At 40.0% G+C, this 24,524-nt stretch carries 22 protein-coding genes, 2 pseudogenes and 1 riboswitch; of the genes and pseudogenes, 9 read left to right on the plus strand and 15 right to left on the minus strand.

Annotation, left to right across the window (positions count from 1 at the left end):
* The first annotated feature begins 68 nt into the window (after positions 1–68).
* Together QUB80_RS14900 and hemB are read left to right on the plus strand one after the other, a co-directional pair.
* Complete coding sequence (locus QUB80_RS14900) at positions 69–686, plus strand: cation efflux transmembrane domain-containing protein (RefSeq protein ID WP_289790299.1); 618 nt, start codon at positions 69–71, stop codon at positions 684–686.
* Positions 687–820: 134 nt separating this feature from the next.
* The gene (hemB, locus tag QUB80_RS14905; RefSeq protein WP_289790300.1) at positions 821–1,867 is read left to right on the plus strand and encodes a porphobilinogen synthase; all 1,047 of its coding nucleotides are present in this window, start codon (positions 821–823) and stop codon (positions 1,865–1,867) included.
* Between the two features lie 125 nt (positions 1,868–1,992).
* Here hemB and QUB80_RS14910 read toward each other — a convergent pair whose 3' ends face one another.
* Both QUB80_RS14910 and QUB80_RS14915 read right to left on the minus strand, forming a co-directional pair.
* On the minus strand, positions 1,993–2,736 hold the full coding sequence (locus tag QUB80_RS14910; protein ID WP_289790301.1) for a lipoate--protein ligase family protein: 744 nt from the start codon (positions 2,734–2,736) through the stop codon (positions 1,993–1,995).
* A gap of 28 nt (positions 2,737–2,764) precedes the next feature.
* Positions 2,765–3,268 carry a YbjN domain-containing protein gene (locus tag QUB80_RS14915; RefSeq protein ID WP_289790302.1) on the minus strand — a complete coding sequence of 168 codons (504 nt, stop codon included), beginning with the start codon at positions 3,266–3,268 and terminating at the stop codon, positions 2,765–2,767.
* Positions 3,269–3,590: 322 nt separating this feature from the next.
* On the opposite strand from QUB80_RS14915, the gene QUB80_RS14920 reads away from it, so the two are divergent.
* Positions 3,591–4,391, plus strand: a complete 801-nt coding sequence (locus QUB80_RS14920) for a nucleotidyltransferase domain-containing protein (protein WP_289790303.1) — start codon at positions 3,591–3,593, stop codon at positions 4,389–4,391.
* Between the two features lie 112 nt (positions 4,392–4,503).
* On the opposite strand, the gene psbA is transcribed toward QUB80_RS14920, so the two are convergent.
* Entirely contained in the window at positions 4,504–5,586 is a 1,083-nt protein-coding gene (psbA, locus tag QUB80_RS14925) for a photosystem II q(b) protein (protein WP_289790652.1), read from the minus strand.
* Between the two features lie 305 nt (positions 5,587–5,891).
* Here psbA and QUB80_RS14930 point away from each other — a divergent pair, with 305 nt between their 5' ends.
* On the plus strand, positions 5,892–6,245 hold the full coding sequence (locus tag QUB80_RS14930; protein ID WP_289790304.1) for a Rieske (2Fe-2S) protein: 354 nt from the start codon (positions 5,892–5,894) through the stop codon (positions 6,243–6,245).
* A 161-nt stretch (positions 6,246–6,406) separates the two neighbouring features.
* Positions 6,407–7,090, plus strand: coding sequence for a class I SAM-dependent methyltransferase (locus QUB80_RS14935; protein WP_289790305.1), 684 nt, complete (start codon positions 6,407–6,409; stop codon positions 7,088–7,090).
* A 307-nt stretch (positions 7,091–7,397) separates the two neighbouring features.
* On the opposite strand, the gene QUB80_RS14940 is transcribed toward QUB80_RS14935, so the two are convergent.
* Positions 7,398–8,303 carry an amino acid ABC transporter substrate-binding protein gene (locus tag QUB80_RS14940; protein WP_289790306.1) on the minus strand — a complete coding sequence of 302 codons (906 nt, stop codon included), beginning with the start codon at positions 8,301–8,303 and terminating at the stop codon, positions 7,398–7,400.
* Positions 8,304–8,340: 37 nt separating this feature from the next.
* On the opposite strand from QUB80_RS14940, the gene QUB80_RS14945 reads away from it, so the two are divergent.
* On the plus strand, positions 8,341–8,571 hold the full coding sequence (locus QUB80_RS14945) for a hypothetical protein (protein ID WP_289790307.1): 231 nt from the start codon (positions 8,341–8,343) through the stop codon (positions 8,569–8,571).
* 399 nt (positions 8,572–8,970) lie between these two features.
* Here the strand turns inward: QUB80_RS14945 and QUB80_RS14950 are convergent, their stop codons facing one another.
* The 6 genes and pseudogenes from QUB80_RS14950 to mrdA form a co-directional block, all read right to left on the minus strand.
* Positions 8,971–9,213, minus strand: coding sequence for a hypothetical protein (locus QUB80_RS14950; RefSeq protein ID WP_289790308.1), 243 nt, complete (start codon positions 9,211–9,213; stop codon positions 8,971–8,973).
* 107 nt (positions 9,214–9,320) lie between these two features.
* On the minus strand, positions 9,321–9,509 hold the full coding sequence (locus tag QUB80_RS14955; RefSeq protein WP_289790309.1) for a hypothetical protein: 189 nt from the start codon (positions 9,507–9,509) through the stop codon (positions 9,321–9,323).
* 129 nt (positions 9,510–9,638) lie between these two features.
* Positions 9,639–9,766, minus strand: a riboswitch (cyclic di-AMP (ydaO/yuaA leader).
* 275 nt (positions 9,767–10,041) lie between these two features.
* A pseudogene (locus tag QUB80_RS14960) lies at positions 10,042–10,392 on the minus strand (SDR family NAD(P)-dependent oxidoreductase); the annotation flags it as partial.
* An 81-nt stretch (positions 10,393–10,473) separates the two neighbouring features.
* Positions 10,474–10,869 carry a VOC family protein gene (locus QUB80_RS14965; protein WP_289790310.1) on the minus strand — a complete coding sequence of 132 codons (396 nt, stop codon included), beginning with the start codon at positions 10,867–10,869 and terminating at the stop codon, positions 10,474–10,476.
* A gap of 91 nt (positions 10,870–10,960) precedes the next feature.
* Positions 10,961–11,734, minus strand: a pseudogene (locus QUB80_RS14970) (ZIP family metal transporter).
* Between the two features lie 297 nt (positions 11,735–12,031).
* The gene (mrdA, locus tag QUB80_RS14975; RefSeq protein ID WP_289790311.1) at positions 12,032–13,849 is read right to left on the minus strand and encodes a penicillin-binding protein 2; all 1,818 of its coding nucleotides are present in this window, start codon (positions 13,847–13,849) and stop codon (positions 12,032–12,034) included.
* A 683-nt stretch (positions 13,850–14,532) separates the two neighbouring features.
* On the opposite strand from mrdA, the gene QUB80_RS14980 reads away from it, so the two are divergent.
* From QUB80_RS14980 to QUB80_RS14990, 3 genes are all read left to right on the plus strand, one after another.
* Positions 14,533–15,660, plus strand: coding sequence for an ABC transporter ATP-binding protein (locus QUB80_RS14980; RefSeq protein ID WP_289790312.1), 1,128 nt, complete (start codon positions 14,533–14,535; stop codon positions 15,658–15,660).
* Between the two features lie 6 nt (positions 15,661–15,666).
* On the plus strand, positions 15,667–16,752 hold the full coding sequence (locus tag QUB80_RS14985; RefSeq protein ID WP_289790313.1) for an ABC transporter substrate-binding protein: 1,086 nt from the start codon (positions 15,667–15,669) through the stop codon (positions 16,750–16,752).
* 132 nt (positions 16,753–16,884) lie between these two features.
* On the plus strand, positions 16,885–17,775 hold the full coding sequence (locus QUB80_RS14990) for an ABC transporter permease (protein WP_289790314.1): 891 nt from the start codon (positions 16,885–16,887) through the stop codon (positions 17,773–17,775).
* A gap of 244 nt (positions 17,776–18,019) precedes the next feature.
* Here the strand turns inward: QUB80_RS14990 and QUB80_RS14995 are convergent, their stop codons facing one another.
* The 5 genes from QUB80_RS14995 to QUB80_RS15015 form a co-directional block, all read right to left on the minus strand.
* Complete coding sequence (locus tag QUB80_RS14995) at positions 18,020–19,111, minus strand: ABC transporter ATP-binding protein (protein ID WP_289790315.1); 1,092 nt, start codon at positions 19,109–19,111, stop codon at positions 18,020–18,022.
* 181 nt (positions 19,112–19,292) lie between these two features.
* Positions 19,293–20,177 carry a carbohydrate ABC transporter permease gene (locus QUB80_RS15000; protein WP_289790316.1) on the minus strand — a complete coding sequence of 295 codons (885 nt, stop codon included), beginning with the start codon at positions 20,175–20,177 and terminating at the stop codon, positions 19,293–19,295.
* Between the two features lie 45 nt (positions 20,178–20,222).
* A complete protein-coding gene (locus QUB80_RS15005; protein ID WP_289790317.1) occupies positions 20,223–21,122 on the minus strand; it encodes a carbohydrate ABC transporter permease in 900 nt (299 codons plus the stop codon).
* A gap of 147 nt (positions 21,123–21,269) precedes the next feature.
* Positions 21,270–22,583: an ABC transporter substrate-binding protein gene (locus tag QUB80_RS15010; protein WP_289790318.1), complete on the minus strand. Its 1,314-nt coding sequence runs from the start codon at positions 22,581–22,583 to the stop codon at positions 21,270–21,272.
* A 331-nt stretch (positions 22,584–22,914) separates the two neighbouring features.
* Positions 22,915–24,201 carry a diguanylate cyclase domain-containing protein gene (locus tag QUB80_RS15015; protein WP_289790653.1) on the minus strand — a complete coding sequence of 429 codons (1,287 nt, stop codon included), beginning with the start codon at positions 24,199–24,201 and terminating at the stop codon, positions 22,915–22,917.
* Positions 24,202–24,524: the final 323 nt, after the last annotated feature.

Genomic DNA, 24,524 nt, shown 5'->3' on the forward strand with positions numbered 1-24,524 from the left:
TTTTTTGACTTCATTCTAACATTGGTTTGAATGTTTGAATAAATAGAGTAACCATTGGAGCGCTAGTTATGGGAGATGACTGTTGCCAAAAGAAAGCCTGCGAACTAGAAAAGCTAAGAAAACAGCAGAGTAAAGTTCTCTGGATTGTTTTGCTGATCAACTCTGTGATGTTTGTGGTAGAAATGCTAGCTGGTATTAAATCTGCTTCCCTTTCATTAACGGGAGATTCGCTTGATATGTTAGGGGATGCACTAGTTTATGGCAGTAGCTTGTACGTCATTAACAAGGGGAGAAAAGCTCAGGCAAAATCTGCACTGCTCAAAGGGGCGATTATGTTTCTATCTGCCGTGGCTGTGTTTGCTAGAGCTAGCTACCAGCTATTTGCAGGTTCAACGCCAGAAGTCAGAGTTATGAGCGCAGTGGGATTTATTGCCTTGCTTGCTAATCTACTGTGTCTTTTCCTATTAACTAAACATAGAAACGACAACATCAATTTATCTTCGGTATGGCTTTGTTCTCGCAATGACATCATTGCTAACACTTCTGTTCTTGGGGCTGCTGGATTGGTATTTCTAACAGGCTCCTTGTTGCCGGATCTAATTGTGGGGCTTCTACTGACTATAGTGTTTGCTAAATCATCAGGAAAAGTACTTTCTCAGTCTTGGAGAGAGCTACAACAAGCGTGAAAGCAAGTAACTTGTTTTCAAATTCCTCAATTTTTAGCTTTCAATCACATTCTCTTCCAGGTTCTACTGAAAATAAAAAATTTTAAATGAAAACGATTATCATTATGATTAGTTAGCAATCATAATTAAATCTCATGTCGTCAGAAAATCTCACCATTGATAACACAACATCTACTCCTGCTAGCTTGATTCATCGCCCCCGTCGCCTGCGTCGCAGTGCTACCTTGCGTCGCATGGTACGGGAAACAATCTTGACTGTAGACGATCTAATCTACCCCATGTTTGTAATGGAAGGAGAAGGGCAGAAAGTTGAAATTACTTCCATGCCTGGGTGTTATCGATATACTTTAGATCTATTACTCAAAGAAATAGCACAAGTGCATCAATTGGGTATTGGTGCCATTGCTTTGTTCCCAGTTATCCCGGAAGCAAAGAAAGACGATACTGGCAGCGAAAGCTACAACTCAGAGGGATTGGTACAGCGAACAGTGAAGGAAATTAAACAAGCTGTGCCAGAAATATTAGTAATTACCGATATTGCCCTTGACCCTTTTACTACTCACGGTCACGATGGCATATTAGATGAAAATGGCGTTATCCTCAACGATCCAACAGTAGAAGTTTTGGTGAAAATGGCATTAGCACAAGCAGCAGCAGGATCGGATATGGTTGCACCCTCTGACATGATGGATGGCAGAGTCGGAGCAATTCGTAAAGCACTGGATGCAGAAGGATACGTAGATGTAAGGATTTTGGCGTACTCAGCAAAATATGCTTCTGCATATTATGGCCCGTTTCGGGATGCGTTAGATTCTGCTCCCAGGTTCGGGGATAAAAAGACTTATCAAATGGACTCAGCTAATGCTAGAGAAGCTATTAAGGAAGTTGCCTTAGACATTGAAGAAGGTGCAGATATAGTCATGGTTAAACCTGCACTAGCATATTTAGACATCATCCGCCAGGTCAAAGACTATACACATTTACCTGTCGCCGCATATAACGTCAGTGGAGAGTACGCCATGATTAAAGCTGCTGCTCAAAATGGCTGGATAGATGAAAAGCGAGTAATTTTAGAAACGTTAACCAGCATGAAACGGGCAGGTGCTGACTTGATTTTGACTTATTTTGCCAAGGAGGTAGCACTAATTTTGCAGGCGAAAAACCCATTTTCTAATATTTGATATCGGTGTTTGCTGATGATTGCGGTACAAACTATTGTCCCTCCACCGCCCATAGCAATGATTTGTTGAGAAACTCGATTTGTGGCCATTCTCCAATCCATTCCGTGGTATTTCTATCAAATCAATTATGAACCAACATTCCAACTTGTTTGCATAAAAATCGCCTCCCACTCTCGCTCAGAGAGTGGTTGCACAGCCAAATCAATACCAAAAGAATCACTAACAGCAGCAATCAAAGTTGCAATAATCTTTTCAACACTCAAGTTTTGGGAAATTTGCACAGAGGTAAAAGTTTCTGTACCAAATACCTCAGCCAATAAGCTTGCATCCGGTTGCAATTGCATGGAACCATGTTGCAAAATTGCTCCACCACGTCGTAACTGAGCACTACCAATCAGTTTACAACCATCTGTTGTTAATAAGTCTGCACTAGTAGCAGTGCCAAAACAGTTAGGGTTGTGGATATAACCTCGCCCAGCGCTACCGTAATGCAAATCTACGCCAAGCTGACGCCATCCTTGAATTAAAAACTCACAAATCTTTTGATAAGCTTCTATGCGATTACCACTTAATCCAGATATTACTACAGCATAAGTTAAATCACCTTGATGCAAAACTGCTCTACCACCTGTAGGACGCCTGACTAAATCTAGTTTTTGCCCCTGCCAAACCATATGCTGCCAATGTTCAGGATATTTATGTTGGTGATAGCCAAGGGAAATAGCAGGTGGCGACCAAGTATAAAACCGCACGCTTGGAGGATGCTGTCCTGAAAGGTGCTGTTCTAACAACCAACGGTCAATAGCCATCTGTACATTGCCAGTGGCTTCTAGGAACGGAATTAGTCGCCAAATCTGCTCGCCGTGCATCTATGCAGCAGACCCCTTTCTAAATTGCTTAAGCCATGCCAAATTCTGATTGTAAAGCATCATCGTTATTATCCGCGATAGTTGCCACAACGGTAATTAAGCGAGAAACTTCAGTAGCAGACAACTCCGCCAAGGTACGTATTGCAATCACAACCACCTGATTTTCTATAATACCGAAACGGGATTCAAAGGTGCTAGAGCAATTCATCTCTAATAATTGCCGCATTAACTTAGGTTCATCTTTAGCAGGTAACTTTAGCACCGAAGACCAAACTGTGATCGTATCTTCATCCGTTGTTCCCGTCAGTTGTACAAACACTTCTACACTGCCATAAGTAAATTTCCACAAATAACCACCTTCTGACGGATGGCTAACCATAGCGCTGTCATTTTGCTCTAAAGTATCGATGACGTTTTCAATCACTTCCACATGGTTAATACTTGTGGTTCCTGCCAGCATTTCATCGACGAGTTCGCTAGTTGAGATAGATTCAGTTGCGACTGTCTCTGGATCGGGTTGGTAAGTTGTCATACAGATTTTGCCTCCAAATTGTAATTTATCCACACCTACTTTATACTGTGGGAGCAAAGAAGGTGAGAAACGTAAGGCAGATTGTTACATCGTTAATGGTTATTAATCCCTAATAATTGCCGAAATCCAGATTTATCTTCATCAGTCAGTCGCCAGATATGATTGACTCTTCCTTGCAGATTACTGGCGCTACTGTTTAAACATTAGTAAGAATTTGAACCACAAAGGCACAGAAAGCACAGAGAATTTATGAGGGCTATTACTGGGAACACTGAATAGTTAGCATTACAATTTCTTTAACCTGTCCCCATCAAAAGCAGCAATGGAATGTAGTCCAGACGAGTTAAATGCAGCACGTCAAAGTTTACTTGACAAAACCGTTGATTACTTTTTAGTAAAGAAGGGCGTAGAGGCTTTATTCGTTCAAGGGTCTGTAGCGTCGGGTAATACAGATGAGTTTTCAGATATTGATTTTCGAGTTGTGATTCAACCAGAGTTATACGAGCAATTTTTATCAGAGCGTTTTTCCGTTCCTAAATGCTGGGGAGAATGGATTTATAACGAGTGGGCAGCAATTCAATGGGTGTGTATTTCTCACTTTCATCCATTCAATAAAATTGATGTTCTTTACTATAAGCTGCAAGACATACAGCCTTCGCCTTGGTTCTTGCAACCAGTTTTAATTATTTTTGACCCAAAGAAGTTAATACATCAAGTTATTGAAGCGTCTCAAGGGTTAGAGTTTTCCTTAGAAATTGATGAGATAAATCGACTCATTAGCAAAGGATTAGCGCAAGCTGAGGAAGTATACCGTCGAGCCATACGTGGAGAGCTTTTTTATGCCCAGTCACTGTTAGAGAACTTTCGGTTAACGATAATGCAAATTGACGATTACTGCCAAAAAAATCCCTCTTTCTCATATGCTTCTGCTCATTTTGAACGGCGTGGAAGCCAGATATTAATTGAGGTTTTAAAACGCTCCTATGCCTTATTAGAAAAACAATCTATTCTTAATGCTTTAAGTACTTTGTTGAAAGCATATCAAGAGCAAGTTATCAAGCTTCATGAAACGTTACTACTAAACCGGATGCAAAAACAGATTTGCATTGGATTAACATCTTGATTGAATTGTGTAGAAACAAGGATGAGGGTTAATAAACCCTCTTACACTAAAAAGCAAAGCGCCCCTCCTTATGGAGAGGCGCTCGATTATCTATCTAGACAGGGTGGGAAAATTAACCGTTGATAGCAGGAGCGCTGATAGCAACAGGGGCAGATTCAGCAGCAGCCAAATCGAGAGGGAAGTTGTGAGCATTGCGCTCGTGCATGACTTCCATACCCAAGTTAGCGCGGTTGATGATGTCAGCCCAGGTGTTGATGACATGACCTTGGGAATCAATCACAGACTGGTTGAAGTTGAAACCATTCAGGTTGAATGCCATGGTGCTGATGCCCAGAGCGGTGAACCAGATTCCAATTACAGGCCAAGCTGCCAAGAAGAAGTGCAAGCTGCGGCTGTTGTTGAAAGAAGCGTATTGGAAAATCAAGCGACCGAAGTAACCGTGAGCAGCTACGATGTTGTAGGTTTCTTCTTCCTGACCGAACTTGTAACCGTAGTTTTGAGATTCGGTTTCGGTGGTTTCACGTACCAGAGAAGAGGTTACCAAACTTCCGTGCATTGCGCTGAACAAGCTACCACCGAATACACCTGCTACACCTAGTTGGTGGAAGGGGTGCATGAGGATGTTGTGCTCGGCTTGGAATACCAACATGAAGTTGAAGGTTCCAGAGATACCCAAAGGCATTCCGTCTGAGAAGGAGCCTTGTCCTAAGGGGTAGATCAAGAAGACTGCGGTTGCTGCTGCGACTGGTGCAGAGTAAGCTACGGCAATCCAAGGACGCATTCCTAAGCGGTAGCTCAGTTCCCACTCACGACCGAGGTAGCAGAATACGCCGATCAAGAAGTGGAAGATTACCAATTGGTAAGGACCACCATTGTACAACCACTCGTCTAAGGATGCTGCTTCCCAAATTGGGTAGAAGTGCAAACCAATGGCGTTGGAGGAAGGTACTACTGCACCGGAGATGATGTTGTTTCCGTACATTAAGGAGCCTGCTACTGGCTCGCGGATGCCATCGATGTCTACTGGTGGTGCTGCGATGAAGGCGATGATGAAGCAGGTGGTTGCTGCGAGGAGGGTTGGAATCATCAGTACGCCGAACCAGCCGATGTATAGGCGGTTTTCGGTGCTGGTGATGAATTCACAGAACTGCTCCCATATGTTGGCGCTTTTGCGCTGTTGTAGGGTTGCTGTCATGATTCTATGAGTGCGATGATTTTTTGATTTATGAATCAGGCGCTTGTTTGTTTGCCTGTAACAATACATTAACACAGGTTTACTTAACTTTACAATACCCTTTGAGAAATTAAAGCTCTTTTCTTACTTAAGTAGTACTGAGTGCTGTTCCTGCTCCAACTACGGTTGTAAATGCAGGGGGAGTAGCGTTGTAAAATACAAAGTTGCTTCGGTGCTTTCATCCATACTTGGCCTGTGTCAGGGAAAGCGTGGAATTACAGCATCACGTTGCTCTAAGCTGGCTAATTTAAAGAGAGGAGATTTTCATGAGTTGGACAAAAGTTCTTTCAGCTGACGCACTTTCTTCAGGCACACGACAAGTAGTAAAAGTTGGTGATCGTAATATTTTGCTGTTGAATCACGAAGATCAGCTTTATGCAGTTGAGAATGCCTGTCCTCATCTAAAATTATCTTTAAAGAAAAGTAAAATTACTGAAGATGGGGCGATTGTTTGTCCTTGGCATCGTAGTGCTTTTGATTTGCGTACTGGTGAAGTTAAAGAATGGATTGTTTGGCCGCCTGTTGTGGGTAAGGCAATGGGTATGATTTCGCAACAAAAGGTACTGCCAGTTTTTCCTGTGCGTGTTGAGGAAGGAAGTATCTGGGTGGATGTGGAATAGTAACAATTCCTGCATCTGCATCTGCATGGCGATCGCTTAGGGAATGTACCTGTGGTAGTGCAAATTCCTTTTGGCGATCGCTTATTATTTTTCCTAGAGTCCGATGAAATGTAGCTGAATACCTGTAATTACAGGTGACAAAGGGAATCGGAGATGTTTGTATGTTTGAAAAACAACCACAAGATTTACGGCAGAAGGTAAAACAGCTAGCTACCGAAGCCCTGAGCAAATCAGATCCGTCGGCATGGTTTGAAGTTTTATATGCTGAAGCACAGGGTGATACAACACAAATTCCTTGGGCGAAGTTAACTGTAAACCCCTATTTACAAAATTGGTTACTGACTTATAATCCTCAAAGCCAAGGACGTTCAGCTTTGGTAATTGGTTGTGGTTTGGGAGATGATGCGGAGGCTTTAGCAGAATTAGGATTTCAGGTAACTGCTTTTGATATTTCCGCCACAGCTATAGCCTGGTGTAGACAACGATTTCCTGATTCACCTGTTACTTATGCGATCGCAGATTTGTTAGATATTCCCTCGCAATGGCATCATACTTTTGATTTAGTTGTTGAATCTAGAAATCTGCAAGCTTTACCTTTGAGTGTGCGTTCCTGTGCCATTCGAGCAGTAGCTTCTTTAGTCGCTGTGCAAGGAACGTTGTTGCTGATTAATCGATTTCGCGAAACTGAAGCAGAACCTGATGGCCCTCCTTGGCCATTATCTAACTCAGAACTTGCTCAGTTTGAAGCATTGGGATTATCGGAAGTTCGTCGTACTCTATTAATGGATCCAGAGCAGCCTGATGTTAAACATATACGACTTGAGTATCAAAGGCAAATCTATTAAAAGGGAACAAGGAACAGGAAACAAGGGGTATGGTATGAAGTTTTATACCCCTCATATGGGAACAAAATAAAAATAAAAACCCCGGCTATCAACCGAGGTTAGAGGAGAAAACCATTTGTCTATGGGAGATAGAAATATTCTCAAAGGGAGAAAATCTTAGTTAGCACTATAGACAACCGGGTACATCTTTAGCTTATAAGGGTACTTTTGATGATTCCTCTGTCATTAGTAGTGCTATAGGTAGTTTTACGTTCTGTACACATTAATTAATGTAAAAAAGTGTAACGAGGTTTGTTATATCCCTGCCTCAAAGTTCACTCTTGGGAATTTCTTCGCGGGATTCGATTACCAGTTGCATGGTTTCAATTGTTAAATCGCGCAAATCTTTATTTAGAAACACGACACCATTTGAGCCAAACCAACGGTCAAATATAGCTACATATCGTTTTTCTCCATCCACAAATCCTTGCATAAATTTGTACAGGGTATAGTTGACTGCATCAACAAACTTAGAGTTATTCTCAGGAAGCATACAGGCAATACCCTCGCTAGAATAAGGGCGATCAGGTACAATTTGGAACGCATCTTGATTTTTAGTTGTTTCTAACCATCCCTCGATCAAAATGCTATCTGACGCCAAAGCATCTATTTTTCCCTGTTGCAAGGCAGCGTATCCCTCTGCTCTGTCTTTAAGAAAGACTAGTTGAGCTTGAGGTTGCGATCGCCTAATTGCTAATTCATTGGTAGTTTGTTTTAATACACCAACACGCTTACCAATTAAAGACTCAGGCGAACCAAGATTACTTCCTTTCTTTACCAATAACTGGGTACCAGTAGCGCCGTAGCTAAGTGAGAAATCTACCTTTTTGTCGCGTTCCCACGTAAAACTACTAGCATCACAGACAATATCAACTTGTCGGTTAAGTATTTTGGGAATCCTTTGTGCAGGTGTCAGTGCCACCAATTTCAATTGAATTTTTCTTCCTAGTTCTTTTTCTAACTGCTCTTTAATTAAATTCAGCATATCTATGGAGTAGCCAACCAACTGTCCCTTCTCGTTGGCATAAGCAAAGGGGATTGCATCTTTACTGGTGCCTGCTGTTAGTACACCTGTCCGTGCTACTTTTTGCATCACGGTTTCTGCCTGAGCTAAACTTGGTGCTGATGTTACGAATAATAAACTCAGGGTTGTTATTACCAATTTTTTATACATATTTAATCTTGTAAAAGGGACTAGGGACTTGGTACTCGTGACTGGGAATTGGGTGGAAAGCGGAAAAATTATGGAAGGGGCTTTAAACCCCTCCCAAATTTTGCAACCTCCCCCAGTACCCAGTACCCAGTACCCAGTACCGGGAGCGGCGTTCCTCCCCCACCTAAAGGTGGGCGATCGGTGGGGGACTCCTCGCCGCTACCTGTTGAATATATTTCGGTCGGTTTATTTTACAAGGATGTTTAAAAGTAGTAAAGTTAATATCTAAATTAATATTTTAGATTTACTGATTCTAAGAACTTTGAGAATACATTTACTGTAATCTCAAATTATATTTAAAAAAATATGTCAACTTAACAACAGAGCCAATATTTTTTGAGAAAACTAACTGAAGTTTTGACCATAATCAAGCTGGATTCTCAATGATTCAGCTTGATGTATGTAGTTAAGTTGACTTTATATAGCAGCTTGGCTGAGTTTAACTTGTAAGTATTCAGGCGAGACGAAACCAACATAAGTTCAAGAATGTAGAAAAAGAATAAATGCCAGTCACTACAAGTTGGTACTTAGACACGTAAACATTTAGCGACTACCCAAAAGGTAGTCACCCAATGAGCTGATTGCTAATGACAACCTCAACTAGTGAACTATTTTTTTCTGGGTATCTTTAAATTTCTCCAGTAACTTCAACAGGCTCTTGACCAAACTTCATTAATTCGTAAAGATCTGAAGCATATAAATCTTCATGACTTGGTTCATCTGTCTGGCTTGTTGCCACAATTGGATCGCCATAGGCTTTAGTTTTACCTATAAGTAAAAGTTTTTTGCCTGCACACTCTCCAATTAACTTGAATTGATTGTCAGGGAAAAAGTCTACATCAGTAAAGAAAGCACGATTTTTGATAGGCATTTCTCCTCCTAAGTTCTGATGCAACAGTTATGTTAACAAAAAAGATAAATAAGTGTGTTAATTTTTGTTTCCTAATTACCTTATTTGATAATTAGTTACTAACACAGTTATTTGCACGATTGAGATTTTAATTTGAGCAAACTGTCAACGCAAATTTTACCGTATTTGAGTGCTTCTGCCTCTGTTGGAAAACAAAAAGGCTCACTGTACTGATTCCCTTCTGGATCTGTATAGTCAACAGCAATACCGCTCAATTCTTTAGTTGTAACTAAAACCCATTGCTTGTAATTAATCATCCTAGCCTCTGTGTTTTTGTAGCGTTTGGCGAGGTGGGTTAATAAACAGACATCTGTCACTGCCAATATTAATAGCAATGTCAGCTAGGAGACCGCAAGGACACTGAACTTAGAGTAAGCAAGTGTCAAAGGTGCTCCTTCCAATGCCGACGGAGTTAGCTGACGGACTAAGACTGGAAGGTGTCTCTCTCGCTTTGAGATTCGCCCCAAAAATTGGTTCCTCCGCTTCTGATCCAGGATTAAGGTTTTTCAACTATAATGCTGGATTGAATTAGGCTATATTCCCACTTAAAATAACCATATACTGATACTTTGAAACAGTCAATCAATGGCTTCTTCTAGCTTGAACATAGGGACGCTGAAGCACTTAGGCTAGGGAATAAGCAAGAGAGGTTTTTATTAATTTGTTATTTAATTTAATTATATGAGTGTCTGTCTTGAAGCATTAGTATAAAATTCATCTATTACCAAGCAATTGGCTATCTATCCCAGAAAAATCCACCTGTTAGACTGCCATTTACAAGAGTTGCTAGCCAGACAATTGTGTCAACTGTCCTGCGCCAGAATAAACATTCACTATCCGCCGTAATTTTGTTTCTTCATTAAGGGAACCACTACCTGAGTCACATGCAATACACCGTAAACATTCGTCTCCATTGTTTCTCGCAGTGTATATATTTGAGCATCGAAAACACTCCAAGCGATCGCTTTGCTCATCAATATATATACCTGCGTTATTCACCAATACATCTAACCGTCCAAATCACTGATTAATAAATTCAGTAAGAATTACTTGATATCCCTTTTTTGCCAATTGGCGAGAAGCTTCAAATCCTAAACCGCGATTTGCACCTGTTACTACTGCAATTTTTGGTGTTGTCATGTTCGGATTCTCTGGTTTAGTAGTTTAGTAATCTTTATTTAGGTGCGTTAGGCTAAAGCCGTAACACACCCTACGATTTAATTATTTAAGTGCGTAATCCTGGTTGTATTCTACGAGTTCAATTTCGTTACCATCAGGATCGTTGACATATATTCTGTATTTTGTTTCTGGTGCTGACATTGTGTAATATTCAATACCTGCATCTTCAAGTGTTTTTTTCATTGCATCACCATCTTTAATAACAAAACCAACGTGGTTGATGCCGATATTTTCATAAGCAGTATGGACGCGTTCTTGCTCAATCTCATCATTCAAGGCAAGATAAAATTGATTGTTACCTAAGTGCATCCAGTATCTGCCGTCAAATATACCATCAGCACGTACATCCCAATCAGGAAATAAAGTTTGGTAAAACTTCTTGCTGTCGTTAATATTTTTGCAACTAAGATTAATATGTTCAAAGCGAATAAAATTCATATCTACTCCTTATTTTAAAAATAGAGAATGGCTAATGGTTAATGGCTAATAGCTAATTGCCATTAACTATTAACGACTAACAACTAACTTATTACCCTAGCGAGACATCCAGAAACATCATGACTACAAAGCCCAACATCACACCAATAGTTCCTTCTTTTTCTAATCCTTTGCGATGAGATTCGGGGATGATTTCATCACTAATGACAAATAACATTGCTCCTGCTGCAAATGCCATCGCCCAAGGCAAAATAAAGTTAGCAATACTTACTACTCCCGCACCAATCAAACCGCCAATTGGTTCAACTAATCCTGTCAGCAGGGAAATCTACAACGCATAAGCTGCTGAATATTGCTCGCTCACTAAAGATAGTGCTACTACTAAACCTTCTGGTATATTTTGCAAGCCTATACCTAAAGCGACAGGAATTCCGTCGGTAATATTGTTGTTACCAAAATTTACTCCCACAGCTAATCCTTCCGGAAAGTTGTGAATAGTAATTGCGGCAATAAATAGCCAAATTCGCTTTAGGTTTTTACCACGGTGATTTTCTTTCCCCTTGAAAAAATGTTCGTGGGGTAATAGGCGATGTACTATTTGCAAAAATACCCCACCCAAAAGCATACCAGCAACAATAATTAAAGCAGCAATAGGTTTTGATGTTCCTTGAGCAATTGCTGCCTCAGTTCCCGGTACAATCAATGAGAACGATGTCGCTGCTAACATCACTCCCCCACCAAACCCCAGCATTATTCCTTGCACTCGCTGCGTGAGATTAATTGGTAGCAAAATTGGCAAAGCACCAACTACTGTGGCAAGTCCTGCACCTAAACTAGCGATCGCACCGATAACAAGGCTTTCCATATCTAGGGTTTTTATCCAAATCTATATATATTAAATCATAGTCGTTATGAGTTTGTATTGCAAGCATTAGCAAAAAATTGCAGAGGATATTTCCTACCTGCGATGTGATAATTGGGGTTTTGAGTAGTTGAGACTCTCACCTTCAAGGCTTCTTCACCTTCTGCCCTCTGACTTGAAAGTCACCTCACCCCCTGCCCCTCTCCTTGCTAAAAAGAGGGGTGTCCGACAGGACGGGGTGAGGTTTTTCATGCAAGGCTTGTGAAACTTGTTTGATTGGGACTGCCTTCTACTTAGTTTTTAAGGTTCTGGTTTCTTATACTTTCCTGGATACTTCTTGTGAAAATACTCTTCCATTACTTTTAACGCCATTGGTCCGGCAACGCTACCACCACCACCACCAGAATGTTCTGCAAACGCTACAACCAAAATTTCGGGATTATCGGCGGGAGCATAACCTCCAAACCAAGCATGATTGGCTTTGATCCCATTACGTTTCCATGCTTCAGCTGTTCCGGTTTTGCCTGCTACAGGAGGAAGTGATGGCACATTTAAAGCTCTACCTGTGCCTTCTGAGACCACTTTCCGCAATCCTTCGCGGAGAATTTTGGCGGTTGATGGTTTCATATCAATCGGCTCGCGCCATGATTTTGCTTGTTCATTATCTTTAAGTAAATGCGGTTGAACTCGGTAGCCACCATTAGCAGGTACAGCAAACATAACCGCGACTTGCAGTGGTGTAGTTAGTAGTGCTCCTTGACCGATTGACATATTTACTGAATCGCCAACAGTCCAAGGTATTTTCCACGCTTTTCGCTTCCATGCTTCATCTGGAACAAAACCTTTTGATTCTTCTGAAGCGAATTCAAACCCAGTTTTCTTGCCGAAACCATACTTACGAGTCCAATTGATTAAAGTGGAACCACCTACTCTCGCACCGACTTGGTAGAAAAAAGTATCACTACTCATGGCGATCGCCCGTGCAAATCCTAACGCACCAAATCCGGCGTGATTCCACTCATTAAAACGATAACCTCCAAAGCTAAGGGAACCGTAGGTTTGTAGTACTGTCTGCGGCGAAAATTTCCCCGACTCTAGTCCGGCTGTAGTAGTAACAATTTTGAAAGTACTAGCTGGAGGATAGGCTTGCAGAGCGCGATTGAGTAACGGGTGATCTGCACCTAATAGAATTTGTTGCAATTCTTTCTGAGAAGCTCTTTGCTTTGAGAAAACATTAGGGTCAAATGTGGGGTGAGATACCATCGCTAAAATTGCCCCATTCTGCGGATTCATGGCAATAATTGTACCGTTGCGCTGCGCGAGAGCTTTTTCGGCAGCCATTTGCACATTCCAATCTATGGTCAAGCGGATATCATCACCGGGTTGTGCCTGTTTCTCTCCCAAAATTCGCAGTGGACGACCATTACTATCAACTTCTACCTGCTGACCACCCCATTCACCCCGTAGCACATTTTCAAATGCCTTTTCAATTCCCATCTGACCGATGACATCTCCAAGGCGGTAGCCTTTGTCTTTTTTCTCTTTTAACTGTTCGGCTGTTAGTTCGCGCGTATAACCAAGGACATGAGCAAATTCCTTCCCGTGTGGATAGTAACGAACAGCTTCCGTATGTACTTCCACATCGTCAAGTTCATTTTCATATTCCTTTAAAGCGGTAATTTCTTCTAGCTCCAAGTCGCGCTTAATTCGCACAAGACTAGAAGCGTTTGGGCCTGCCTCTTTTAGCTTATTTTCAATTTCTTCTAGAGACATACCCAGAATTTGAGATAAGCGTATACTTATTTGCGACCAAGATTGTTTCTTATGAGCCATTGGCCACAAATATACGGAATGAGGATAGCGAGTCGTTGCTAAGAGTTTACCATTGCGGTCAAAAACGTTACCTCGTTCTGGTTGCTTGAGCAACAGCCGAATTCGGTTCGACTCTGCTTGTTGTCGATGGGTTGAGCCTTGGATAATTTGCAAATATACTAAACGTCCCAGAATACCGCTTGTCAAAAGTAGGGTAAATAAAATTAAAAATACAGATTGTGAATTTCGTCCAACGGTACGCTTTTCTTTGGAATTGCTAAGTAGAGGAATTTGTAATGATGGCATACAACAAATAATTATTTAAAGTATTGACACAATTATGTATACTAAGATACTAGTTAGGTAACTGTATGAAGCAAAAAACTCAGTTAGTGCAGAGCTACGAACTTACTTGTGGTATATGATAAACCTAGTTTTAGGTAAGTAGCCAAGCCAATCAACTATATTAATTTTTTTGGTTACGGAAAATTAGACTGCTTGTTTAACAGGCTTGTTAGCCTTCTTCACCTAGTTAGTTATTTTCACCTCACGTAAATTATCAGAGGTTATAGATCCCCGACTTTTTAAAAAATTGGGGATCTGAACACCTGCGAAACTCAGATCTACATCCATAGCTTTGTCATATGCCTTTTCGACACCCATCCGACCGATGATATGTCTTGGTGAGAACAGTTATTTTAGTGATTTTGCTTAAATTGCTTGTATCATTTTTATCTTACTATTGAGATGATTTTCATAAAAATATAAGACAAAAGATAATTTGGATACTATGATTACCTGTATACAATTACGCTCATTTGGTGCATAAGGTGCATAAATTGAAAGCTAAAAACCTACGAAAGTATATGTCTAATAAATAATGTTGTCTTACCAGATAAAATGTACCCAAGTCTGGTGTGTAGTCTGCTTAACAAACTACATTTTTTGTAACAATACGTAAAACTATATAGTTTTCTTCATTTAGGACTATGGCCTCTAGCTTGACGCAAAATCAGGGGGAAGTAATGAGTTTTGACACCCTTGATGTAGAACTGCGTAACGTTTTTAAGTTTTTTAATCAAGAGCCAGCCGTACACGGAATAGACTTGGATGTTAGACAAGGAGAATTTTTCAGTATCCTTGGCCCGTCCGGTTGTGGTAAGACTACCACACTGCGTTTAATCGGTGGATTTGAAAGGGCTGATGCTGGTAAAGTTTTGATCCAAGGTCAGTCCATGACTAACGTTCCTCCTTACCGCCGACCAGTTAATACTGTATTTCAAAGTTACGCGCTGTTTAACCACTTAAATGTATGGGATAATATCGCTTTTGGATTGCGGTTAAAAAAAATACGTAAAGCTGAAATCGAAAGCAGAGTTAAAGAAGCTTTAAAACTGGTGAAAATGGAAGGCTTGCGATCGCGCTTACCGTGTCAGCTTTCTGGTGGGCAACAGCAGCGAGTGGCATTGGCGCGGGCGTTAGTCAATCGTCCTGCTGTCTTGCTGTTAGATGAACCTTTGGGAGCCTTAGATCTAAAGCTGCGTAAAGAAATGCAGGTAGAACTATCAAATCTACACAAAGAACTGGGTGTAACTTTTATTATGGTTACTCACGATCAAGAGGAAGCTCTATCATTGAGCGATCGCATTGCCGTCATGAATCATGGCAAAATTGAGCAAATTGGCACACCCAGCGAGATTTACGAAAAACCTCAAACAGCTTTTGTTGCTGATTTTATCGGCGATACAAATTTATTTGAGGGTGAAGTTATAGAAGTATACCCTTCTCACATTCAAGTTTTAACCAAAACAGGACTTAAAATTACCGTTTCTCGCGCTACTGATACACCTGTTGAATTATCACAAACAGTGGCAGTCAGCGTTCGTCCAGAAAAAATTCAGCTTACACTTTATAGACCAAGTACACAGAATAACTGCTTTGAAGGACGACTTATTAATGTTATGTATTTAGGAACCCATATTAACTATGTGGTCGAAATGAAAAAAGGTGTGCGTATTACCGTGATGCAGCCTAATACTTTTGGCTCTCTACCAGATTCTGATACACCTATTTATGCTTGGTGGAATGAAACAGATTGTTTAGCTATTAGTCCCTAAAGTTAAATGACTAACAGACGGCAATTTTTACAAGTTACAGCAGCACTTTCTGGCTTATCTTTAGCAGGCTGTGGTTGGAGACTTGCTGATGTGCGAGCTTCTTCTACTAATAGAGGTTCACGGGATCAACTTGATATTTATACTTGGACACAATATACAAACCAAGAATTATTAAAAACTTTTACCACTCAAACTGGGATTAAAATAATTGCAGATTTATATGATTCCAATGAAGTGATGTTGGCTAAACTCCAAGCTGGAGGTGGAGGCTCTTACAGCGTGGTTTATCCATCTGACTATATGGTGCAGAAAATGGTGGAAAAGGAATTATTGACACAACTAAATCATCAACTCTTAACTGGTTTAGATAATTTATTTCCTCAATTTCAAAATCCTACATATGATGCAAGCAACCAATACAGTATTCCATATAGTTGGGGAACAACGGGTTTAATTTATAATTCTGAAATTATTAAAACACCACCACAAGATTGGGACTATCTTTGGCAAAATAAAGAGCTACTCAATAAACGCATAACTTTACTCAATGATGTGAGGGAAGTGATGGGTGCGGTATTGCGAATGTTGGGCTATTCTTATAATTCAAAAAATGAAAATGAAATTAGACAGGCTTATGAAAAGTTGAAGGAACTAAAACCGATAATTAGTGCCTTTGATACTGATGCTTGGCGTAATAAAATTGTAGCAGGTGATTTAAGTATTGCAATGTGTTATTCCTTAGATGGTGTGAACATAAGTCAAGAAAACCCAAAGTTAAAGTATGTGCTTCCCAAAAGTGGTTCTTCTCTATGGACTGATACAATAGCTATTCTTAAAACAGCACCTAATCCTGATGGTGCTTATACTTGGTTAAACTTTATGTTACAACCAGAAATTGCAGCAAAAACTAGCCAGCTCCTTACAGTTGCTACTCCCAATCGTGCTGCTTTTGAGCTATTACCCCAAAAAATTCAAACAAATACTGACATTTTCCCTTCAGAAGATTTGTTAGAAAAATGCGAACGTATTACTCCTTTGGGGCAAATTGAAGAAGTTTATGATCGCTATTGGACGGAATTAACCAGTAGCTAGCTGTCTTGAGAATAGGGGTTAGAGACTAGGGGCTAGGAAGAGACACGGAGACACGGGGACAACTAACTACTAACCACTAACCACTAACCACTAACTACTAACCACTAACTATTTGTAATTTAATTGATGCAAATGGATTCTAACAGCGAAATTACCACAGTCCCAAGATGGCGGCATTCTCCGTTCGGCTGGTTGCAACCCCTGATATTACTAGCTCCGGCAGGAATTTGGTTGTTACTGCTGTTGGTACTGCCAACGCTGCTAATTATTGAGTTAAGTTTAGTACCTGGAATTCGACCGGGAGATTTGGTAATTCCCAGTGGATTTGATAACTATATCCGGATTTTAGATCCCTTGTACCTGCGCGTTATTGGGCGATCGCTATTTTTTGCTGTCGGTACTACAATAATTTGTTTGATTTTAGGTTTTCCTGTTGCCTATTGGATTGCTCAGATGGCACCAAGGCGCTGGCGGAATTTACTCCTGATTGGTTTTGTTTTGCCCTTGTGGACTTCTTCGTTGCTGCGCTCCTATGCTTGGATTACGATTCTGCGTCCTACAGGTTTACTCAACACTGTTTTAACTAGTTTGGGGTTGCCAGCCTTGGATTTACTCAACAGCAGCCCGGCTGTCTTAATTGGTATGAGCTACAGCTTGCTGCCTTACATGGTTTTGATTTTATACGCCTCCCTAGAAAAACTAGATCAACGTTTGCTAGAAGCAGCAGCAGATTTGGGTGCAAATCCCACCAAAGCTTTTTGGAAAGTCACCGTACCTCAAACCTTCACTGGCATTGCTGCCGGTTCTTTTCTGGTTTTTATTACTGGCTTGGGAGATTTTATTAATCCAGAATTACTCGGTGGTGCTTCTAGTATGACAGTAGCACGGTTGGTTTATAACCAATTTCTTGGAGCTACCCAAAATTGGGGATTTGGTTCTGCTTTGAGTACGATATTGATTTTGGCGGTTAGTATTGCGATCGCTTTATTAATTAAATTCGGTGATGCAACACCAAAAAGGTAATATATAGTCATTAGTTATCAGTCATTGCTCATTAGCTTAGTGTCCGTCTGGGATTGTAAATCCCAGCCTCATAGCGAAAGTCCATTCAAATGGACTGCATAGAAAACAGGAAATATCTAGTCCCTTTTAGAGGACTTTAGCTATTAGACAATGGTTTGTAACCTTGGCAGGATTTGTTTATACACGATAGCCTTCTATCGGGGGCATTCCCAAGGCACTGCACGGCAGTCGCTACAATACGTTTTCACACACTCTCACTCCTTCTGACAAGAGCATCACCCGACTCTACATCAAACCAGTGAATGTTTTCGTATGGCAAAGCTAGGGTAATTTCCTCATTACTCCAATTTTGATCTGTGGGTAACAAAGCACGCAAGATTATATTTTGTGTTTGCGAACTGCCAACACTCACACTTATCAAATTATGCATTCCCAAGTTTTCTACAAGATATACTCTACCTTTAATAGTATGTGTATCTTCATCTTGGGCTATGCGGACGTGTTCTGGACGAATTCCCAAGACAATTTGGGCTGGAACTGTTGGGATATCCGGCAAAGGAATGTGAAAATTACTTAGTATGGCGTAGCGTTCTTGGCAAGGAAGGGTAAGCAAATTCATTTGCGGGCTACCCACAAAACCAGCAACAAACAAATTGGCTGGATAATTATAGATGCGTGCAGGTGGATCGAGTTGTTGCACGTAACCGTTATTTAAAACTGCAACTTTGGTAGAAAGCGTCATTGCTTCTGTTTGATCGTGGGTGACATAGACTACTGGTACTTTTTGAGCAGCAAATATTTGCTTGAGATCAGCGCGAACTCTTTCTCGAAGTAGCGCATCTAAGTTACTTAGAGGTTCATCCAATAAATACACTTGGGCTTGACGTACCAATGCCCGCCCGACTGCCACCCGTTGTCTTTGTCCCCCAGATAATTGTCCGGGTTTACGTTGCAATAATTCTTCTAATCCTAAAATTTCTGCTACCTCTGCCACTCTTTGCTTAATTTCGGTACGGGGAACTTTTTTCAATTTCAGTCCAGAGGCAAGGTTTTCGTACACTGTCATGTGAGGATAAAGGGCATAGCTTTGAAATACCATTGCCATGTTGCGATCACCCGGTCGCTTAAAGGTAATATCCTCTTTACCAAGAAGAATATGACCACGAGTTACCTCTTCTAATCCCGCAATCATTCTTAAAGTTGTAGACTTACCACAGCCACTCGGCCCAAGTAAAGTCAGAAATTCATTATTATCTACAGTTAAACTCACATCTTTAACTGGGACAACTTTGGGAGAATAGGTTTTATTTAAATTTCTTAATTCCAGTTTTGCCATATTATTTCGGGGATAAGGGGACAAGGAGATGGGGAGATGAGGAGATGGAAGGGGAGAGCGGGGAAGTGAGGGAATAACCACTAACTACTAACTACTGTACGGATGGGTTTATTTAGATATTTCGTCATTATAGAAAGATTGTCGCTAAAACCCGCCCCTACCAATGACAAATTACTAATGACTAACCTTTGACTGCACCAGCAGTTAATCCTTGGACTATCTTGCGCTGGAAAAATAAAACTAGTAATACTAACGGGAATGTTCCTACAACAGTAGCAGCTGCAATGGGGCCGTAGGGAATTTCAAATGTTGTTGCACCACTGAGTTGAGCGGCTGCCACAGGAATAGTTTTCATCTCTTCACGAGTGATGAATGTGAGGGCAAAGATAAACTCGTTCCAGGCAAAAATAAATGTCAAAATTCCTGTTGTTACCAACGCAGGTACTGTCATTGGTAATAGGATTTGTACTAACATTTGCCAAGTATTGTAACCATCAACTCTGGCAGAATCTTCTAAATCTTTTGGTAATTGTTGGAAAAAACTGCGTAAAACTAAGATTGTTAAAGGTAAATTAATTGCTGTATAGGGAATAATTAAAGCTAAATAATTATTACCCAAGCGTAATGCTTGGATAATTTCTAATAGTCCTAAAAACAATAAGATTCCAGGAAATAAAGTTACAATTAAAACACCTGCTAAGATAACTCTGCCACCCAAAGGACGCAATCTTGCCAGGGCATAAGCGGCAGGTGCGCCAATTGCAAGAGCTAAAGTTGTGGAAATAATTGATACAAAAGCACTATTTAAAATGTAACGAAAAAACGGACGGCGAACGAATAGCTCAATGTAATGATCGAGAGTAAAGCGGGTTGGAAAATAAACTGTAGGTACTCTAGAAATATCCTCATTCACCTTAAACGAGGTTAGTAATTGCCACATTACTGGTGCCAAGCAGAAAATTACGACAAAGGCGATCGCAATCCAAAGTAGGATTTGTTTGGCAGAATTTCTTGTCTTAGTTGTATTTTGAGGATTGGTAGATATTTCTTCACGGATTAAAGTCATAGTAATTTTATTGGTTGATGGTTAATAGCAATGAAAAATTAACTACTAACTAGTTATGCGAGATTTTCTGAGCAAGAAACTAGCGATCGCCACTGCTGCAACTAACAACAGAAATGTTACTACTACCAGTGCCGCCCCATAGCCAAAATCTAGATAGCGCATGATGGTAGAGTAAATGTAAAGAGATACCACTTCTGTGGCACCACCAGGCCCACCCCCAGTCATTACAGCAATTAAGTCAAAAATCCCGAAAGCCTGTGCAAACCTAAATAGCATGGCGATCAAAATTTGTGGCATCAACAGTGGCAGAGTAATTTGGTAAAAGCTTTGCCAAGGAGTCGCCCCATCAATTGCGTGTGCCTCATATAAATCAGATGAGATTGATTGCAAGCCAGCCAATAGCAGAATACTGATAAAAGGCGTAGTCTTCCACACGTCTGCAAATATTGTTGCTATCAATGCAAGTGTCGGTTCTCCCAACCAATTAATACCTGTCCTAATTACACCTAGCCGCAACAGAATATCATTGACAACCCCAAATTGATCGTTAAAAATCCATGCCCATGCCAAACCAATCAAAGCGGTAGGCAATGCCCAAGGTAAAATGGCGATAGTACGCACTGTACCTCGTCCGAAAAACTTTTGATTAAGAACCAAAGCAATAGCCAATCCTAGCAGTAGTTCCACAATCACTGAGGCAGTTGTAAATATTGTTGTGATCCAAAAACTCTGCCAAAAACGCCCATCTCCTGCCATGCGCACGTAATTACCAAAGCCAGAAAAGACAGGTTGTAGCTTTGTTCCCAAATTTTCAGTGAATAAACTTAACCAAAAGGCACGAACAATAGGATAGCCAAATACAAATAACAAAAGTATTACGGCTGGTAACAAAAAAATCCATGCCGTTCTCTGTTCCCGACTTCGGATTGTATGTAAATTAGTCATTAGTCATTTGTCATTGGTCATTAGTCATTTGTCATTGGTCATTAGTCATTTGTCATTGGTAGGGGCGGGTTTTAACGACAATCTTTCTATAATGACGAAATATCTAAATAAACCCGCCCGTACAGTAGTTAATAGTTCTACTAGCCCCTAGCCCCTAATCTCTAACAAACGCCGTGTTTCCTCCGCAGCAGCTTTCATTGCTGTTTCTGGAGTCATGCGATTTGTTAATGCTGCGCTCAGATAACGTTGCAAAATATCTGATGCTTGGGCATATTGGGCAATAGGGGGACGCAAAACAGCCTGATCCACAACTTCCAATAATTGGGGGTAGTGAGGATATTTGCTAACAATTTGTGGATCTGTAAATAATGAACGTCTGCTAGGTACAAAACCTGCTTTCAAAATAAATTGGCGCTGTGCTTCTTCACTAGTAAAGTACTGAATTGCTTTCCAAGCTTCTTCAGGATGTCTGGTAGATTTGGAAATTCCTAAACCCCATCCACCTAAACAAGCTCCTCCACTCTGACCAGAAGCACTAACCATTGGCTTAATTGCTATTTTACCTCTAATTGGAGAGCCTTCAGCATTTGCTAGAGGCCAAACATACGGCCAGCTACGTAAAAATGCTACTTGACCACTTTGAAAAATGCGTCTTGTATCTTCTTCTATATATGTTGTTACTCCTGGTGGAGAAATACCTTTTTGGATTGTATCTTTGAGAAAGGCGATCGCTTTTAAGGTTTCTGGTTTATCTAGTCCTACTTCTAATGTCTCAGGATTTACCCAATATCCATTGAATCCTTCTAAAACTTCTACAAACATTGCCGCAGCACCTTCATACTGACGTCCTTGCCACAGATAACCCCAATTAATTTTGTCTTTCTGTTGTAAAGCTTGGGAGATTTTGATCAAATCTGTAAAGGTTTCTGGTGGATTAAATCCCGCTTGTTGAAGTAAGTCTTGTCGATAATAAAGCATTCCCACATCACTGCGCATGGGAATTCGATAGAGCCTGCCTTCGTAACGCCCTCCCTCTACATCTTTTTGGGAGAATGCTGCCAATTCTGTTTCTTTAATGCGATCTGTTAGATCTAGTAACCATCCAGCAGCAGCAAATTTAGGTGTCCAAATTACATCCATGTTAACTAGATCGTAAGGAGAATCACCCAAAATAAAAGCTGATGTATAGAGGTCTTCAAGTAAATTTGTTGCATTTGGCCCCTCAACAATATTAATGCGAATACCAGGATTTTTTTCCTCAAAGTTTCGGACTATACCTTCTCTCCAAGGCTGGGCATCGGGGGCTGTCATTAACAAATTTAAAACAACTGGTTGTTGGGTTTGTGCTAGTGTAATTAATCTGAAGAGAAGACCCAAAAAAATAGCCAAAAATACTATTATTGGCAATTTGAGCTTTGCGAAGATTTTTGACTTTAGCTTCGGCGTTTGACGATGAAGCATTGCTATATCAAGTGAAATAACTTCTTGATTGGAATTGTTTTTTACTATTAATCTAATTTACTCTCAAAAATCACGTTATTTGGTTTAGTGTTAACTAATTGTGTTTATTTACTTAAAAAACGTAATTTAATTTATTATTTTGTTAACAAAACCCTCTGATTAACTTAATATCGCTATACACAAGCAGTCAAAAAATTTGTAGATTATGTCTTATAAATTCAAGAAAAAGCTCTCTAAATGAGGATGTTGTAGCTTTTGGATTATTCTTAAATTACAAGGCGTTTTACTTCTACTCTGAACTGCTATTTGTGTTATATTTTTAACTCATTAATCACTCGTCAAAAATAATATAATTTGCTTTGCCTTGTTCCTTGGCACGGTACATAGCAGCATCTGCATCCCGCAAGAGGTTTCTTGGTTCTTCATAACCATCTTCGCTCAAAGCAATGCCAATACTTGCTGTTGTCAGTAATTGATATCCGTTGAGATAAATAGGCAACTTTAAAGTTTCTTGAATCCGTTTGGCAACATTGATAGCGTCGCTCACATCTTTGATATCTTCTAAAAGCACTGCAAATTCATCACCACCAAATCTGGCAACTGTATCGCCACTGCGTAAGCACGACTCTAAGCGCCGAGCGATCGCTATTAAAAAATCATCACCCATACTGTGTCCAAAGCGATCGTTAATTCCCTTGAAGCCATCGAGATCTAAAAACAGAACAGCAAAGTGATAGTTTTGCCTTCTTTTACAATGCTCCAGCGCTTGTTTGAGACGATCAAGAAATAAAACGCGGTTTGGTAGTGCTGTAAGTCCATCGTAAAAAGCATTGTGGAGTAGCTGTGCTTCTGTCTGTTTGCGCTCTTGGATATTTTGAAGAACTAAAACTGCACCTGTAACTTGACCAAAATTATCGCGAATAGGTGCAACACTATCTCCTATCGATATTTCTGTTCCATCCTTGGTAATTAGTACACAGTTATCTGGTAGTCTCAGAACCGTATTTGTTTCTATTGCTTGCGTAACTAAATTATTCAGATTTTCTCTTGTGTCTTTATTAACTAAAGTCAAGACTTCTACTAAATTTTTCCCTAATACTTCATGTTCATTGCAACCAGTAAGTATTTCTGCTTCTGGATTCATGATTTGAATACAAACATTAATATCTGTTACAACTACTGCACAACCCATACTCTGAATAATTGACAGTAGCCTTTGCTTTTCTGATTGTAATTTCTTGTAAATTTTGTATTTATAAATTGCAATTTCTATGGCAACGTGCAAGTCTTGTTCGGAAAATGGTTTGACAATATAGCTAAAAGGCTCTTTTAATTTATTTTGATGTAATATTTGATATTTGGAATAATCTGTTATGAATAAAATTGGTATTTGAAATTTATTTTGAATTATATCTGCTAGCTGCAAGCTATTCGCTATATCTGTCAAGCAAATATCAATCAGTACTAAACTGGGATTAATTTCTGTTACTGTGTTGATCGCTTCTTCTCTAGAATCGAGAATATCGAGAACGGTATATCCTAACTTCTGTAAACTTCTCCTAATATGTACAGCTAGAATTTTTTCATCTTCAACAATTAGGATTTTTGGAGCGCTCATGCTAAAAGCACCAGGTTTATCAGGTTCGGATGTCTTTGCTGATCTCATGCGAACTTATCAGAAAGTAATCCTATCATAATAAATTTCAGAACTTACTGTGTGTTGTTTAACTAAGATGTTATTAAATTCTCAAATAAATATTTGTCAATACCAATGTCAGAATTTTTTCTAACAGCAATTAGGATACTTTTCACATCTTGATATCAATTTATTATTATCATCTCCTAACTCTGCATATAAAAATTATACTAAATATACACAAATTACTTAGACAATCAATCTCTGAACTCGACTTTATCCATTTAAACTGCGTGAACAGGTAT

It is taken from the genome of Chlorogloeopsis sp. ULAP01 (assembly GCF_030381805.1).
Classification (GTDB): Bacteria; Cyanobacteriota; Cyanobacteriia; order Cyanobacteriales; family Nostocaceae; genus Chlorogloeopsis.